Here is a 15,196-nt window from a genome sequence, read left to right as displayed (position 1 = left end):
AAGGGCTTTTGGCGCGGCGCGCCGGGAGCGGCGAGGGCGGGCGGCGCGGCCCGTCAATACTCGAGAAACGGCCGGCGCTCGTCCGCCCAGGCCTGCTCGTCAGGCCGCGTCAGCGCGTCGAGGTCCTGCGGGGTCGCCGCCGCGTCGTCGACCCATTCGCGCAGCAACGGGCCGCCGTTGATGACGTCGATGGCGAGCCGGCCGTGCTCGTACTCGTAGGCAAAATCCCGCCACAGCGGGTAGTCCGGATACAGGCGGCGGATCGCCTTGAAGGCGAGCGCCTGCAGGCGCCAGGGCCTGAACGCCGCGTGGTCGTAGCCGGGACCCTCGGTGTGGATCTGCACGCCGTGGCAGAGCTTTCCAGCATGCTTGTGGAAGGTCGGCTCGAACCAGATCTCGCGCAAGGCACAGCCGGCGAGCCATTGCGGCGCCAGCGCCCGCATCTCCGCCATCACGGCCCGCGCATCGATGTCGGGTGCGCCGAACAGCTCGAGCGGCCGCGTGGTGCCGCGCCCCTCCGACAGGGTCGTGCCCTCGAGCATCACGGTGCCGGCATAGGCCCGCGCCATGAACAGGTTCGGCGCGTTGGGGCTGGGGTTGATCCAGGTCCGCTCGCCGAGCGGCCAGCCGAAGCCCGGCGCCGCCTCGGGCCGCCAGCCCTGCATCTCGACGACGCGATACTCGACATCGAGCTTCAGCGTGGCGACGAACCAGGCGCCGAGTTCTCCCAGCGTGAGGCCGTGCCGCATCGGCAGCGGACCGGCGCCGACAAAGCTCTCCTGGCCGGCGCGCAGCGTCAGCCCCTCGACCGGCCGGCCGGCCGGATTGGGACGATCCAGCACCCACACGGCCTTGCGGTGGCGCGCGGCCGCTTCCAGCACGTAACGCAGCGTGGTGATGAAGGTGTAGATGCGGCAGCCGAGATCCTGGAGGTCGACCAGCATCACGTCGAACGTGTCCATCATCGCGTCGGTCGGCTTGCGCACCTCGCCGTACAGGCTGAACACCGGGATGCCGTGCGCCGGATCCAAGAAATCCGGCGACTCGATCATGTTGTCCTGCTTGTCGCCGCGCAGACCGTGCTGCGGGCCGAAGGCCGCGCCGATCGTCAGGTCGCCGCAGCCGGCCAGCGCATCGAGCGAGTGCGTCAGATCTTTGGTGACGGAGGCCGGATGCGCCAGCAGGGCGACGCGACGGCCGGCGAGCGGCGCCCGCAAGGCCGGCTCGGCGACGAGGCGGTCGATTCCGAAGTTCATGACGGCACCCGACGCCACTCGCGCGGAGCTCTCCGCTTCACCTCTCCCTCCGGGAGAGGGTAAGAGTGCACCAGGTCGAGGCGGCGAAGACGGTCGAGCGAAACCACGGCTGGGATCATGTCCTAAAACAGTTTGTCACGTGACGATGACATGCTCTACGCCGGCAGCAGGTCATGCGCAAAGCCGTCGGCGTGATGGAAGTCCGGTTTTCCGGGGGGGTGTGCCAGCGCCCAATAGGACAGGCGGCCGTTGGTATCCTCGATCACGGCCGACAGGCCGAGATGCAACGGGGCGTCGCACGGTAGCGCTGAGAGGCGATCGAGCTCCAGCGCGGCCTGCAGCACCCAGCCGTCGGCGCGTGATTGCGCCTCGATCAGCGGCGCGCCGATCTCGTCGGCGACGCGCATTCCGCTGCGGTAGAAGTCGAACCGATAGGCCGCCCAGCACGTCGACGGAGAAAAGTTGAATTCGTAATACGCGGAGCCCGGCGGCGCCCGGACGAAAGCCTCGAAGCAGGTGTGCCGCCACAGCTCGTCGGCGCGCGCCGGCGTCTCCGGTGGCGGGATGCGGATGGCTGTGATCGCACCGGTGACGATCCAGGTCAGCAGCAGCCGACCGGCCGCCGGCCGTGCGACCTCGACGGTGACGTCGGTCGCGGCTGCGTTCGGCGAATCCGGGTGACGGCGGAGGGGAAGGAGCATGGCGGCACTCTAGAGCGAGTCCCGTCTCCATGGAAACGGACCTCGCCGTTGTGCTTTCGGCGGGTCGCCTGCCGCGCCGGCCGCCGCGTCCGTGGCCGCCGGGCGTCAGCGGCGGCCCGCCCGGCCGCCGCGATAGCGGGCGACGATCTCGGTCGGCTTGTGGATCGTCGTCACCAGATCCAGGTCGTCGATGACGCGCGTTCCGGCTTGGTGGCCGAGGCGACGATACGCCTCGAACTGGTCCGGATCGAAGAACTGATCGACCGTCGACTGATGCGGGAACTCGGGATTGGACGCGAGATAGCCGCGGGTGGCGAAGTCCATGCTCTTGATCAGGGTCGACTTCACGTAAATCAGCGTGCCGATGCTGCCGTCCTCGTAGATGATCTCGCCGACCAGGAACGGCGCCTGGGCGTAGCGCACGCCGGCCGGGTAGTCCTTTTCGGGCTGCATCAGCAGCCGCTCGGGGCCGAGCCCGTCGAACAGCGACAGGGTTGCGCCGAAGTCCTGCTCGATGCGCCCGCGCGCCGACACCAGCGATCGCAGGCTGATCGCCGGGTCCGCCTCGCCGTCGACGATCAGGATGACGGCGAGCCTCCGCCGCACCAGCTCGTACAGCCCGAGATTCTCGAAATGCCCGCCGTCCGTCAGTTCGAGGAACCGGCTGTGCCGGTTGTGGGCGCGACCGAAGATGCCGGCCCACAGGCCAGGATTGAAGAAGTTGGGGACGGCCTTGATGGTCCTCGATCGGCTGGACGGATTGCCCACCCACAGGCCGAGCCGCACGTTGAGCAGCGACATCACTGCCGAGACGAACGGGTTCATGGTGATGCCGGTGCCGATGTAGCCGGCCCGGGCATTGGCGGCGGCGCCCGACGCCGCCATCGCGGTGGCGAAGGTCAGCGCTCCGTTGCGGGCGAGATACTCGTCGGTCGGCTGCCAGCCCGTGACGGTGCTGCCGATGAAGAGCGGCGACACGATGAAGTTGTCGCCGCCGCGCCGCCTGACCTTCTGGTCCTCGTCCCTGATCAGAATCACATTGGTGTTGATCAGCGGATAGGGGCGTGGGACGAAATCGTTGTTTTCCGGGTCGGGCAGCGACGAGTCCTTGAACCTCGTGACCGTCATGGTGTCGGCGACGGCGGAGTAGCGGGCCTTCATCGCGGTCACCGAAGCGTCGGTCGGCATGAACGCTTCCATCAGCCGGTCGCGGTAGAAGCGATGCAGACCGACGAGATTGATGTTCGCCCGCCAGCCGAGAAAAGCCGCCAGCAGGATCGATCCGAAGATGGCAACGAAGGTCAGGGGATTGAATTCGCTCGACACCGAGCGCGTGTCGAGCAGAAAGAAAAACGCGGCCGCAGAGGCGACATAAGCGAGGATCAGGGTGCCGTAGAGATAGAGCAGTGCGCCGGCGGTCGCGGCGATCTTGCCGACCGTTCCCGGCACGATGTTGCGCAGGAACGTGTAGTAGCCGTAGAGGGCCGAGATCACGCCGCCCAGCAGGACGACGACGCCGCCGACCGGACCATAGGTGGCGATCGCCTTGGGTCCTGTCGGACTCGCCAAGTATTGTGGAATGATCGGCACGGTCGCAACAGCGAGGATCACGAGCGTCGGAACGAAGAGCGCCCCCATGAACCGTTCGAGCGAGCGCCGCAGAAAGTAGCTGGGGCGGAGCGTCGGCGGCGTCAGCATGTCGACGATCGTGGTCGTCGTTCCCATGATCAGCAGGACGACACCCGCGATCAGGGCGAGCCGCACAGTGCCGTCGAGGTCGTGGTATTGGGAGGAAACGAGGTAAAGTCCGAGCGCAGCGAGCAGCGTGACGACGATGCGAGCGGCGTGGTGACTCCGCTCGGACGCCTGCGGATCCCGACTGTGCAGGGCGAACACCACGGCGGCGCAGACGAAGAGGAAGCAGATCAGATAGAACAGATACATCAGGACGGCGTAGAACGCCGGATAGCGCAGATGGCAGGCGAAGTCCGAGTCCGTGCAAGGTTTGTTGGTGCTCGACCAAGCCGCCCAGGAGTCGCCGATCGGTGACCACAGCTCGGTGGCGCGGGCGAGCGGGTCGATCACGTGGTGATTGAACACAGTGACGATCGTAAAGGCGAGCGTCAGCAGCGGAATCCAGATCAGGAGGCTGATGACGATCGTCCGCAGCAGGACGGCGAGCATCGACCAGGCGCTCATCCCGTCCCCGGCGGTCAGGTACGAGCCGTGGGCACGCAGGAACGCGAGGTTGCGGCGGGCGCGGTCGAGCGGCGTCTCGTGCGCCGCGGGTTCCGGGTCGGGCGGGGCGTGCGGCGTGGGCCGCGCCGGCGCGCGGCAATCGTTGTCCGGCGGCGGCGCCTCGGAGGCATAGGGGAAGTCGGTCGGCCCCAGTCCGAACCTCGCCGCGTGCGGGTCGCGCGGATCATCACGCGGCTCCCGCGACCACCACCATTGCAGCGAGGCGCCGAGATAGCCGCCGCCCGACACCGACGAGATGTAGTCGAATCGCCGGATCAGATCGTTCTCGGCCAGCACCTGCATCACGCCGAGCGCCAGCGATGCCGAGCGGATGCCGCCTCCCGACAGCCCGATGCCGCACCACGGGGCGGTTTCGGCGCAGGCGCCGAGCCGCTTGCCGCGCCCCGTCGCGATATGCTGCTGCTCGCGCGCCAGCATGATGTGCTGCTGGTCGCTCGACAGGAGGTCGGTGCCGGACGGCGCGGCCGTGTTCGCGGCGTCGGGCTTCGGTTCACTGCGATCCGTCATGAGGCACCTGTCGTCGTGCGCCGAATGGGCGTCGCCGGACCGGACCGTCCAGGGCGGGACGGCAAATCTTCGCGCCGCCGCACCGCTCCATCTCTTTGTCGGGAGCACGATCGTCACCGAGGGCCGGGGGGCCGGGGGGCCGGTGCTCGGGATCGTGCTCTACGGCACCAGCGGCCAGCGCAGCTCGTCGGCGCGGGTGAAGCGCCTGCCGCCGCTCACCAGCGCCTCGAGGTCGTTGATCCTGAGGAAGCTCCCCGAGCCGCCCACATCGAGGGAGAAGAACACGCAGACCGGCTGGCTCGTGACGGTGCGGTACTGCTTGGTCTCGACGCGCTGCTCGGCGAGCCCGGCGGAGCTGGCGTAGGCCGGAGAAGGCCGGAACCAGTCGAGAGCCTGGCTGTAGGTGCCGCCGGAGACGACCGCGGGGTCGAACGAGAACTGGCCGAGATTGCTGCGCATGTCGACCGCCACATAGGAATCGGGCGCGTTGTCGTTGGTGCGCCGGCACCCGGATCGCCGCGCCGCGTAGCGGAAATGGAAGGCGTCGAGCTTGTCGGTCTCCTTCACCCGCAGGCCGTGGTCGTGATAATCGTCGTAGGAGCGGGTCGGGACGTCGCCGCCGAACGGCGCGACCGTACCGCACCGGCCGTTGTCGAAAGTCTGGGCGACCCGCACCAGCTTGACACGGCCGCTCCATCGGGTCGCCGGCTCGCCGTTGCCGCCGACGCGGCCCGACTTGATGACCAGCACGCCGGAGCGGGCCTCGGCGAAGCTCTCGACGATCACGTAGGCGAACTCGACCTTGCGGTTGGCGAGGTCGGGTCGCGACCAGTCGAGCTTCGCCCAACCGTTGCCAGACGCCCGGACATAGAGGCTGCGGTCGGTCAACGGCCCTCCAGCACCGCCGAGGCGGCCGCAGTCCTCCGCATGGCCCGGCGAGGTCGACACGATCGACGCCAGCAGGACTACCGCGCCGAAACGTCCGAATCCGGTCTGTCCAAGCTGCATTGTCGCCTCCGGCTGTGAGGGGCCCGAAAGTTGTGCAACCCTGATGTTGTAGAATACCACCCATAGCCTTTGCTGCAACATAAAGTGGTATTGGGAGGAGGCGTCTTCCCCCGTCCGGGAGCGCGACCGGTTGGTGCCGAAGCGCGGGACGGCGAAGGGCGGCTCCGCCTGCGGTCGCCCCCGGAAGGGTAGGCTGTGCCACAGGAATTGCGGCGTACGGTCTTGCTGTTAGGCTCGCCGGGGCCGAGGGTCGGCCACGAGCCGGGAGGACGCGATGGCGCCGCTGATCGCCGTGACGGGTGCGACCGGGTTCATCGGCCGCCATCTGCTGCAGGCCCTGCCGGCGCAGGGTTTCAGGGTGCGGGCGCTGCTGCGCCGGCCGGCCGAGTTGCCGGCGGAGGCGACCGGCGCCGTGATCGGCGACATCGCCCGGCCCCAAAACATGGCGGCGGCGCTGGAGGGGGTCGATGCGATCGTCCATTCGGCCGCGCTGACGCCCGATCTCACCGGCCGACCGGCCGACGACTACCGGGCGATGAACACCGAGGCGACCGTGGCGCTGGCCCGCGCCGCCCAGCGCGCCGGCGTGAAGCGCTTCGTCTTTCTCTCCTCGATCCGGGCGCAGGCCGGCCCGAGCGCCGCCCACGTCCTCACCGAGGCGGGCACGGCCGCACCGGAATCCGCCTACGGCGAATCGAAGCTCGCGGCCGAGCAGGGGCTGGCGACGCTCGACATCGACTGGGTCGCGCTGCGGCCCGTGCTGGTCTACGCCCCCGGCATGCGGGGCAACATGGCCGAGCTCTTGAGGCTCGCCCGCTCGTCCTGGCCGCTGCCGTTCGGATCGCTGACGGCGCGCCGCTCGCTGCTCGCCCTCGACAATCTCTCCGGCGCGGTCGCGACCGTGCTGGCCGCACCGGGGCCGCTGCGGTGCGCTTTCGTCGTCGCCGACCGCGATGCGCTGACGGTCGGCGAGATGGTCGCGGCGCTGCGGCGTGGGCTCGGTCGCCGGCCGGGCCTGTTGCCGGTTCCGGTGTCGCTGCTGCGGGCCGCGCTGCACGCGAGTGGGCGCGCCGAGGCGTTCCGCCGCCTCGCCGAGCCGCTGGTGGTCGATGCCGCCGCGCTCGCCGCGCTCGGCTGGACGCCGGCGGTGACGACCGCCGCGGGGCTGGAGCGGCTCGCCCGCGACGCGCCGGCGTGAGAGCGAGACTCAGGGCGCCGATCGGTCGAGCGCGCCGGCGGATCGGGTCGCCTGCGGATCGACGCCGGCCGTGCCCATGCGGACGTAATCGAGCGCGGCTGCGACGCCGGTGTGGAACATGTCCGCCTGGAAGACGGCGAGATGCTGCGGCGTGCGGTGGCGCAGGAACGCGTTCAGCCGTTCGCCCATGATGTACTCGACATAGCCGCGGGTGCAGCGCGACCAGTCCTGCGACGCGCTCCACATGGCTTCCATCAGCTCGGCATTGGACCGCGTGACCAGATCGAGATTGGCGCGGGCGCACGAATTCACCTGCAACGTCATCTCGGCGCCGGCGACGAGCAGACGTTGGGCCATCGCGGTGTTCTGACCGATCATCTCGGATCCGGCATTCGCCGTGCGGTCGATGGCGGCGTGCACGCGCGGGGGTGCTTGCTCCGGCGCCAGCGGGTGGGGTTTGTCGGTCTCTGTGGAATGCTCGAGATGCGCTTGCGAGTCCATCACGGTCTCCAACCTTGGTGAGGTTACGTCTGCGGCACTCCCGTTCTTACGTCTTGTTGTCGGGTTCTTAGGTGCTCCTGTCGGACTGTTTGATGACAGCCCGGCTCGATGACGGTCTGGCTCGATGACGCGGCGTTCCGATGTCGTCCGGAAACGCTGCTTTCTGATCACGTGCCGTTCGCGACGATGGATCCAAGTCCGTCCGGGGCGAATCAGTTCCAGCGGCACGTTATCGTTCGTTGCACGTGATCTTCATGACGGCAGAACGGGACACATCTTCCCGCGTCTTGCGAAAACGGGAGGGTGTTTCACGGAAGCGTCGCAGAGAGAAGGCGCTGTCCTTACGCGTCTGCGCGTCTGCGCGCCCATCGTCGATCTGATGCGCCTGCTCCGATCGCGCGCGGTGGTCCCCGCTCGGCACGATCTCATTCGGCCGGCGCCAGCCGCAAGATCTTGCCGTCGTCCTCGTCGGTCAGCGCAAGGACCTCGCCGTCGAGGCCTTGCGTCACGTTGCGGATGCGGGCGCCGAGCGGGATGCGTTCCTCGGCCGTCACGCGCTCTCCGTCGAGCGTGAGCCGCACGATGCCGCGGGCCATGAGGCCGCCGATCAGCAGGCTGCCGCGCCAGCCGCGGATGCGCTCGGCCGTGTAGAACGCCATGCCGGACGGGGCGATCACCGGCGTCCACTGGCGGATCGCGTCGGAAAGGTCCGGCCGCGTCGGCGGCAACGGGATCGGGCGGCCGTCGTAATGCGTGCCCCAGCTCACCAGCGGCCAGCCGTAGTTCTTGCCGGCCTGCGGGATGTTCAGCTCGTCGCCGCCGCGCGGGCCCATCTCGTGCTCCCACAAGATCCCGGTATCGGGATGGATGGCGGCGCCCTGCACGTTGCGGTGACCGTAGGACCAGATCTCCGGGCGCGCGCCCGGCTTTCCGACGAAGGGATTGTCAGGCGGCACCGAACCGTCCGGGCGGATCCTGATGATCTTGCCGAGATGGCTGCCGAGATCCTGGGCCGGGTCGAACTTGAACCGCTCGCCCGTGGTGACGAACAGATTGCCGTCGCGTGCAAAGGCGAGGCGCGAGCCGAAATGATTGCCGCCCGACACCTTCGGAAGCTGGCGGAAGATCACCGTGACATCGCCGAGCGCGGTCTCGCCGAGCTTGCCGCGCGCCACGGCGGTCGATGCGCCGCCGTCGCCGGGCTCGGCGTACGAGACGTAGACCAGCCCATTCGTCGCGAAGTCCGGATCGAGCGCGACGTCCAGAAGCCCGCCCTGGCCCTGCGCGAACACCGCGGGCACGCCGCCGAGCGGCGCCGACACGGCACCGTCGCGGGTGACGAGGCGCAGCCGGCCCGGCCGCTCTGTCACCAGCATGCGGCCGTCCGGCAGCACGGCGAGGCCCCAGGGATGGACGAGCCCGCCGGCGACGACGCGCACGCTCAGCGGCCCGGTCTCGGTCGTGATCCGCCGCTCGGGCGATGGGCTCGGCGTTTGCGCGCGCGCCGGGACGAAAGCCGTTGCTGCCAGCAGGCCGGCCAGGACCACACCGGCCGGGGCGAGGAGGCGACGTCCCATGCCGATCTCCGGGCTTGTTTCCTAGGATGCCAGAATCGCCCAGCCGTGCGGCGGCAGCGTGACCTGCGCCTCGGCGATGCCGCCGCGGTGTCGGGCACGCGAAGTCCTGCGCAGTCCACGTGACCCGATATATCGTATCGTGTCGGGTCGCGTCGGCAACCGATCAGCTCGGCGGTGGTTCGCCGCGGAGGCTCCGTCGAGCCTCCGCCGGCGTCAGCCATCCGCAGGATATGCTAGGGTCCCGGCACCGTCCCGACCATGACGGCTTGCCCGACATTCCGCTTCCGATCGACCGGACCCGACATACCGCAGCCGACCCATGTCCATCGACGCCATCCTGATCGCCGGGCCGACGGCGAGCGGCAAGTCCGCGCTGGCGCTGACGCTGGCCGAGCGGCTCGGCGGCGTCGTGATCAATGCCGACTCGATGCAGGTCTACCGGGATCTCCGCATCATCACGGCGCGGCCGACGCCGGACGAGGAGGCGCGCCTTCCGCACCGTCTCTACGGGCATGTCGATGCGGCCGTGAACTACTCGGTGGGGCACTACGTGGCCGATGCGCGGGCCGCGATCGCCGAGGCGAGGGCGCTCGGCCGCGTGCCGGTGCTCTGCGGCGGCACCGGGCTCTATTTCAAGGCGCTGACGCAGGGCCTGTCGAAGGTGCCGCCGGTGCCGGAGGAGATCCGTGGCGTCGTGCGTGAAAAGCTGGAACGGCTCGGGCCCGAGGGCCTGCATGCGGAGCTGGCGGCGCGCGATGCCGGCGAGGCGGCGCGGCTGAACGTGCGCGACCGATTGCGCGTCGCCCGCGCCTTGGAAGTGCTGCTCACGACCGGCCGGCCGCTCGCCGCCTGGCACGCCGAGACCGAGGCGCCGGTGCTCGACGGCGCCCGCCTCGTCACGGTGTTCCTGGCGCCGGAGCGGACGGCGCTCTATGCCCGCATCGATGCGCGTTTCGTCGCCATGGTGGAAGCCGGCGCGCTCGACGAGGTGCGGGCTCTGGACGCACGCGGGCTCGATCCGCTGCTGCCGGCCATGCGGTCGCACGGCTTTCCGGGCCTGCTGAAGCTCCTGTCGGGCGAGATGTCGCGCGACGACGCGATCCGGAAAGGCCAGCAGGACACCCGGCACTACGCCAAGCGGCAGTTCACCTGGTTCCGCCACCAGCTCCCGGACTGGCCGTGGATCGCGCCAGAGCAGGCTCTCGCCGACCTGCTTGGCCGCGCGGGTGTTTCAGCTTGAGGATGTTCGGAAAAAGGCGCAATCCTGGGTAGTTGTTTCTGGAAATTGCGTCATGTCTTACAGCGATTACATCGTCTACGCCGACGAGAGCGGCGATCACAGCCTGACGTCGATAGACCTGAGCTATCCGGTCTTTTCGCCGGCGTTCTGTATCTTCGAAAAGGGCACCTACGTTCAGAGCGTCGTTCCCCGGATTCAGCAGCTCAAGTTCGAGTTCTGGGGGCACGACGGCGTCGTGCTGCATGGACACGACATCAGGAAGTAGCACGGCGACTTTCGAATTCTCCGCGACGCTGAAACTCGCAAAGCATTCATGACGCGTACCAGCGAGATCATAGAGGCTGCCGATTTCACCATCATAGCGGCCGTGATCGACAAGCAGCAGCACATCAAGCGGTACAGCGAGCCGGCCGATCCTTATGAGATCGGCCTGACCTTCTGCATGGAGCGGCTGTTCTACTTTCTCAGCGAGAAGAAGCAGGTCGACCGGGTGACCCACCTGCTGGTCGAGTGTCGCGGCGCCAAGGAGGATGCCCGACTCGAACTGGAGTTCCGGCGCATATGCGACGGCCGCAATAGGGCCGGAAAAATGCCGAACTTCGACATCCGGTTCATGGACAAGAAGCACAATTCGACGGGGCTGCAGCTCGCGGACTTGGTCGCGCACCCCGTCGGGCGGCATGTCATCGATCCTACCCAGCCGAACCGCGCGTACGAGATCGTCCAGACCAAGTTCCGCCGCAGCCGTGCGGGGCAGTTCGACGGGTATGGCCTGAAAATCTTCCCCTGAAAAGCGAAAGGCCCCGGTTTGCACCGAGGCCAGACGCCGACCGAGAAAGCCCGATCCATTTGATTTGAACATGGAGATCACCCCGACTTCGGTCAAGTGCGGAGCGGGGGTTCTACGGGCGGTCGCAGCATCATTTTCGTGCCAAGCGGCAGTTCACCTGGTTCCGCCACCAGCTCCCGGACTGGCCGTGGATCGCGCCAGAGCAGGCGCTCGCCGACCTGCTTGGCCGCGCGGAGTCTTCCCGGCCGGGATGACGGTGCGGAGCGCCGCGGCGGCGGCGACCGCGAGGCCGGTGACCAGCACCCAGCCGGCCGGGCGCAGTCCGAACGAGACGTCGAGATTGGCGGCGAGCAGGAGCGTCGCGTCTATCCCGGTCGTGACGCCGTACCACGCCGCCTCGCCGAGCGCGGTCGCGATCGCGGCGACGACCGCCAGCACTGCGAGCCGCCACGGCCCGACCTCGCCAAAAACCCGGTAGGCGAGGCGGTAGAGCAGCAGCCAGACCAGGAAGCCGGCCATCATCATCGACTCGGTGACGTCGAGCTTGGTCTGCATCAGGAAATGCAGCATCGCCAGCAGCGCGATCGGGTAGGCGAGCCGATGCAGCGCCTGCCAGCGCGGACCGCCGAGCCGGCGCACCATGCCATCCGTCGAGGTGACGGCCAGCGCGAGCAGCCCGAGAAAGGCGACGAAGCCGATGGTGAGGTAGATCCGCAGCGCGATCTCGCTCGCCACCTTCACGAGGTCGAGCTTCTGGTCGAAACAATAGAGCGTGAGGTGGAGGGCCACATAGGCGAAGGCCGCGACCCCGATGACGCGCCGCGTGAGGATCAGCTTCGGCGCTCCAAAAATGCGCCGCGCCGGCGTGATCGCCAGCGACACCAGCAGCAGCCGCACGGCCCAGGAGCCCGACTGGTGGATCGCCTCGTTGAACGGGCGCGCGCCGAGCCCGCCGGTCGCGGCCAGCCACGCGATCCACAGCGCCGGCAGCACGACGAGGACGAAGGCCACGATCTTCGGGGGAGACCAGCGGCCGGAGCGTTCACGCAGAAAGGGCATTGCTTCGGGGACCTCGTCGACCGCTCGGGCGTAGCCCGACCGGGGCCGGACTGCGAGCGATATTGCAGGGAAACGCCGGTCACGATCGGTCACGATTCGACGAGCGGCGGTCGCTCGCGGCGTGGCGCCGCGGTGCTTCGGAGCCTTGAAACACGCCGCCGCTTCGGCGACAACTGATGCCAGTGCCGGGTCGCATGGGAACAATCGCGTTCGGTCGAACCGCACCGACCGACAGGCTCTGTGCTCCGGGAGCGGCCCTGATGCTCGATCTCTCCAATCCGGCGTTTCGTGCGGTGTTCGACCGGTTCATGGCGCGGCTGATCGAGAACGGCGACCGCCTGCGGCACCTGGAGGGGGCGATCGCGCCCGACGCGGCGGAGGTTTTCGCCGAGATTCGCCTGATCGTGCACCGCCTCGCGGGGTCCGCCGGAACCTTCGGCTTCGCCCATCTGGGTGCGACCGCGAAACGGCTGGACAGCCTGTTGAGCCGGGGCGACTGCGACCCCGAACTCGTGCGCGCGCTGGTGCGCCAGTTGCTCGCCGCCATCGACGGAGGTGAGGAGACGACGAGGGTCTAGCCGATGAAGGTCAGACGCTCGCTGCCGGTGCGAGCAAGCCACTGCTGTGCTGAATCGGCACGCGCGATGCGTATCACACGTCCTGTCCTGTGCTCCTGTGAACACGGCAGCCGAGCACGGGAATGCGACGGTCTCGAACTCCAAAAACCATGCCGAAGCGTCGGCCGGTGTTTGGCGGGTCGAGCCGGTCATGTCCGATGCTTTACACGTTTCTGGATTGAGCCTATCTATTTCAAATTGATTTTTGGATTGCTGATGCTGGGAAAGCAGCACCCTCGAAGAGCCCGCAAGCCGGGTGAAGAGGTCGATCATGACATATTGGATTTCCGCCTTCGCGACGGCTCTTCTGGTCATCATCGGTTACGCCACGGGGGCCCTCGGAGCTCTCATCGCGTTGATCGCATTCGCAATCGCCTTGTTCCTTCTCTGGGCGCGCCAGGTCGGGCTCATGGGCGCCTGGACGACGTTCAGTCTCGACCGCTCGATGGGCCTTTTCCTCGACGGCGAGGACCGAAGCCGGCTTGCGCTGATCGTCAGTGATCGCGAGAAACTCGGCAAGGCTTGCACGGTCGCCATCGCGCTGACGGCGCTTCTGCTGGTGTTTCCCACCCATCAGGTCGGGATCGCGATCGCGGCCGCAGCCGTCTGGTCCGTCTTCCGGATTCGGCGAGCCAGACGGCCGCTGTTCGCGTTTTCAAGGCCGCTGTTCGGGCTCTTTCCGAAAGAGATCAGTGAGTTGCCGACTGCGTCGCCTGACCCGCCGATCGCCAGGGCTGCGGCCGGGCAGGATGTTTTAGGAGCGGCCGCTCCACCCGTCGCTCCGGCGGCGTCGTCGGTTTCCACTCAGCCCGCCATCCCTGCGGCTCCGCCGGTTCCTGCTCAGCCCGCCGCTTCTGCGGCTCCGCCGGCTCCCGCGATCCCTGCGGCGCCATCGGCTCCTGCTGAGCCCGCGGTCTTTTCGGCACCGCCGGCTCCCGCCCAGCCGACGATCCCGTCGGCCCCGCCGGCTCCTGCTCAGCCCACGGTCCGGGCGACACCGTCGGCACCTGCACCGTCCAGTCAGACTGCAGCGGAACCGAAGGTGTCGACCAAGACCGGCGCACCAAACTACAAAGCCAAGACCAAAGGCGGTCGTCGTCGTGGACGACTACGGTGATCGCGACCGGAGTCGCCATCCGGCCGTTTTCGCACGGAACCCGGCGTTTTATCGGATGTGGTCCCGATCCTGGGCGCCGAGCGGACCGTCCGTGTCCGGGCTCACGATCGTCCGGTTGCGGCCGCCCTGCTTGGCGGCATAGAGGGCGCTGTCGGCCGCCAGGATGATGTCGTCGACACTCGGGCAATGGCGGCTTCCCGCCAGCCCCGCGCTGAAGCTCGTCCCGAAGCGGCAGCCCGCCGCGTCGAACTCGATCTCGGCGAAGCGCTGGCGCTGCTTGTCGATCACGGCGTGAGCGGATTGCGGCGCCGTGTCGAGCAGGATCACGCCGAACTCCTCGCCGCCGTAGCGGCCGATGATGTCGATCTTGCGCAGCCCGGCCGCCAGCGAGCTGGACAGGGCCCGGATGACGCGGTCGCCGATCAGATGGCCGTGCGTGTCGTTGATCTGCTTGAACAGGTCGATGTCGATCATCGCCAGGCTGATCTCGCCGCCGGTGCGGCGGCATCGTTCCAGCTCGTGGGCGAGCCGCTCCTTGAATCGGCTGTGGTTGAGGAGGCCGGTCAGGCTGTCGCGCTCCATGATCGAGCGCATCAGCTTGGCGCGCTCGGCGCGCAGGCGCACGAGCGCGACGAGATGGTCGAGGTCGACCGGCTTGCTGAGGAACTCGTCGCCGCCGAACCGGCGGGCCTCCATCTGGCGGACGGCGTCGCGCTCGCCCGACACGAACACGATGGGGACCGAGAGATAGCGGCGGGACTGCCGGATCATCCGGGCGGTCTCGATCCCGTCGACGCCGGGCATCTGCACGTCCATGAGGATGAGGTCGGGCAGCGCCGCATTCAGCCGCTCGAAGGCCGCGGTCGCCGTGTCGACCACCTGCACCTCCATGCCGGCCTCCTGCAGGGCCACGGCGTAGAGATCGGCGAGGACGCAATCGTCGTCCAGCACCAGAATCGACAGCCTTTGGCTGTTCCGCCGATCCATGTTGCGCTCGAGCCAGTCGACCAGCTCGTTGGCGTCCAACGGCCTGAACAGCACGGCGTCGACCCCGGCCCGGGTGGCGGCAAGGCGGAACTCGAAGTCGGGATTCTGTGTGACGAGAAGGACCGGACAATGCAGAGAAACCGCGGCGCACAGCTCCAGCGGCCGGTCGACCGAATCGGTGACGATGGCGGCCTCGAAACGGCGCTCGGGCAGGCTCGCACCGGGTTGCCAGGCACAAGGCTCCAGCACGGCATGGGGCAGTGGCGAGAGCGCGTGGCGCAGCGTGTCGAGCTCCGCCGTCGCGGCGTAGAGGGCGATCACGGGCCCGTCCGGGACGCTCTCGGCGATCGGAGTCGCGTCGGGGCTCGTCGTGTGTCGA

Annotated in this window: 14 protein-coding genes; 6 read left to right on the top strand and 8 right to left on the bottom strand. The window is 68.3% G+C overall.

Translation table 11 applies throughout. From position 1 onward, the window contains the following. Window positions 1-53 precede the first annotated feature (53 nt). From HXX10_RS17225 to HXX10_RS17210, 4 genes are all read right to left on the bottom strand, one after another. Window positions 54-1,256, bottom strand: coding sequence for a DUF1343 domain-containing protein (locus HXX10_RS17225; RefSeq protein WP_296524020.1), 1,203 nt, complete (start codon window positions 1,254-1,256; stop codon window positions 54-56). A 155-nt stretch (window positions 1,257-1,411) separates the two neighbouring features. Continuing rightward, window positions 1,412-1,957 (bottom strand): DOMON-like domain-containing protein, encoded by a 546-nt coding sequence (locus tag HXX10_RS17220; protein WP_296524019.1) that lies wholly within the window; start codon window positions 1,955-1,957, stop codon window positions 1,412-1,414. A gap of 105 nt (window positions 1,958-2,062) precedes the next feature. Next, the gene (locus HXX10_RS17215) at window positions 2,063-4,723 is read right to left on the bottom strand and encodes a patatin-like phospholipase family protein (RefSeq protein ID WP_296524018.1); all 2,661 of its coding nucleotides are present in this window, start codon (window positions 4,721-4,723) and stop codon (window positions 2,063-2,065) included. Window positions 4,724-4,882: 159 nt separating this feature from the next. Beyond that, window positions 4,883-5,731 carry a hypothetical protein gene (locus HXX10_RS17210; protein ID WP_296524017.1) on the bottom strand — a complete coding sequence of 283 codons (849 nt, stop codon included), beginning with the start codon at window positions 5,729-5,731 and terminating at the stop codon, window positions 4,883-4,885. Window positions 5,732-6,005: 274 nt separating this feature from the next. On the opposite strand from HXX10_RS17210, the gene HXX10_RS17205 reads away from it, so the two are divergent. After that, entirely contained in the window at window positions 6,006-6,929 is a 924-nt protein-coding gene (locus HXX10_RS17205; RefSeq protein ID WP_296524016.1) for an NAD-dependent epimerase/dehydratase family protein, read from the top strand. A gap of 9 nt (window positions 6,930-6,938) precedes the next feature. Here the strand turns inward: HXX10_RS17205 and HXX10_RS17200 are convergent, their stop codons facing one another. Next, a complete protein-coding gene (locus tag HXX10_RS17200) occupies window positions 6,939-7,430 on the bottom strand; it encodes a hypothetical protein (RefSeq protein WP_296524015.1) in 492 nt (163 codons plus the stop codon). A 425-nt stretch (window positions 7,431-7,855) separates the two neighbouring features. Continuing rightward, entirely contained in the window at window positions 7,856-9,007 is a 1,152-nt protein-coding gene (locus tag HXX10_RS17195; protein WP_296524014.1) for a PQQ-dependent sugar dehydrogenase, read from the bottom strand. 319 nt (window positions 9,008-9,326) lie between these two features. Between HXX10_RS17195 and miaA the strand changes: the two genes are divergently transcribed. Genes miaA through HXX10_RS17180 form a run of 3 tightly spaced genes read left to right on the top strand, consistent with a single transcriptional unit; the run spans window position 9,327 to window position 11,037 of the window. Next, window positions 9,327-10,247, top strand: coding sequence for a tRNA (adenosine(37)-N6)-dimethylallyltransferase MiaA (gene miaA, locus HXX10_RS17190; RefSeq protein ID WP_296524013.1), 921 nt, complete (start codon window positions 9,327-9,329; stop codon window positions 10,245-10,247). Window positions 10,248-10,299: 52 nt separating this feature from the next. Further along, entirely contained in the window at window positions 10,300-10,512 is a 213-nt protein-coding gene (locus tag HXX10_RS17185) for a hypothetical protein (RefSeq protein ID WP_296524012.1), read from the top strand. Window positions 10,513-10,560: 48 nt separating this feature from the next. Beyond that, complete coding sequence (locus tag HXX10_RS17180; protein ID WP_296524011.1) at window positions 10,561-11,037, top strand: DUF3800 domain-containing protein; 477 nt, start codon at window positions 10,561-10,563, stop codon at window positions 11,035-11,037. 153 nt (window positions 11,038-11,190) lie between these two features. Here HXX10_RS17180 and HXX10_RS17175 read toward each other — a convergent pair whose 3' ends face one another. Next, window positions 11,191-12,096 carry a sulfite oxidase heme-binding subunit YedZ gene (locus HXX10_RS17175; protein WP_296524010.1) on the bottom strand — a complete coding sequence of 302 codons (906 nt, stop codon included), beginning with the start codon at window positions 12,094-12,096 and terminating at the stop codon, window positions 11,191-11,193. A gap of 260 nt (window positions 12,097-12,356) precedes the next feature. Here HXX10_RS17175 and HXX10_RS17170 point away from each other — a divergent pair, with 260 nt between their 5' ends. Both HXX10_RS17170 and HXX10_RS17165 read left to right on the top strand, forming a co-directional pair. After that, a complete protein-coding gene (locus HXX10_RS17170) occupies window positions 12,357-12,674 on the top strand; it encodes an Hpt domain-containing protein (RefSeq protein ID WP_296524009.1) in 318 nt (105 codons plus the stop codon). A 310-nt stretch (window positions 12,675-12,984) separates the two neighbouring features. After that, a complete protein-coding gene (locus HXX10_RS17165) occupies window positions 12,985-13,830 on the top strand; it encodes a hypothetical protein (protein ID WP_296524008.1) in 846 nt (281 codons plus the stop codon). A gap of 48 nt (window positions 13,831-13,878) precedes the next feature. Here the strand turns inward: HXX10_RS17165 and HXX10_RS17160 are convergent, their stop codons facing one another. Continuing rightward, a complete protein-coding gene (locus HXX10_RS17160; RefSeq protein ID WP_296524007.1) occupies window positions 13,879-15,138 on the bottom strand; it encodes a diguanylate cyclase in 1,260 nt (419 codons plus the stop codon). Window positions 15,139-15,196: the final 58 nt, after the last annotated feature.

Origin of the sequence: Rhodoplanes sp., assembly GCF_013377085.1 — a bacterium.
Taxonomy (GTDB): domain Bacteria; phylum Pseudomonadota; class Alphaproteobacteria; order Rhizobiales; family Xanthobacteraceae; genus Rhodoplanes.
This window is presented reverse-complemented; position numbering and strand designations above follow the sequence as displayed.

Bases quoted from the DNA above. Each gene is read 5' to 3' on its own strand.
- HXX10_RS17225 (WP_296524020.1), bottom strand. From the start codon at position 1,256: ATGAACTTCGGAATCGACCGCCTCGTCGCCGAGCCGGCCTTGCGGGCG.
- HXX10_RS17220 (WP_296524019.1), bottom strand. From the start codon at position 1,957: ATGCTCCTTCCCCTCCGCCGTCACCCGGATTCGCCGAACGCAGCCGCG.
- HXX10_RS17215 (WP_296524018.1), bottom strand. From the start codon at position 4,723: ATGACGGATCGCAGTGAACCGAAGCCCGACGCCGCGAACACGGCCGCG.
- HXX10_RS17210 (WP_296524017.1), bottom strand. From the start codon at position 5,731: ATGCAGCTTGGACAGACCGGATTCGGACGTTTCGGCGCGGTAGTCCTG.
- HXX10_RS17205 (WP_296524016.1), top strand. From the start codon at position 6,006: ATGGCGCCGCTGATCGCCGTGACGGGTGCGACCGGGTTCATCGGCCGC.
- HXX10_RS17200 (WP_296524015.1), bottom strand. From the start codon at position 7,430: ATGGACTCGCAAGCGCATCTCGAGCATTCCACAGAGACCGACAAACCC.
- HXX10_RS17195 (WP_296524014.1), bottom strand. From the start codon at position 9,007: ATGGGACGTCGCCTCCTCGCCCCGGCCGGTGTGGTCCTGGCCGGCCTG.
- miaA (WP_296524013.1), top strand. From the start codon at position 9,327: ATGTCCATCGACGCCATCCTGATCGCCGGGCCGACGGCGAGCGGCAAG.
- HXX10_RS17185 (WP_296524012.1), top strand. From the start codon at position 10,300: ATGTCTTACAGCGATTACATCGTCTACGCCGACGAGAGCGGCGATCAC.
- HXX10_RS17180 (WP_296524011.1), top strand. From the start codon at position 10,561: ATGACGCGTACCAGCGAGATCATAGAGGCTGCCGATTTCACCATCATA.
- HXX10_RS17175 (WP_296524010.1), bottom strand. From the start codon at position 12,096: ATGCCCTTTCTGCGTGAACGCTCCGGCCGCTGGTCTCCCCCGAAGATC.
- HXX10_RS17170 (WP_296524009.1), top strand. From the start codon at position 12,357: ATGCTCGATCTCTCCAATCCGGCGTTTCGTGCGGTGTTCGACCGGTTC.
- HXX10_RS17165 (WP_296524008.1), top strand. From the start codon at position 12,985: ATGACATATTGGATTTCCGCCTTCGCGACGGCTCTTCTGGTCATCATC.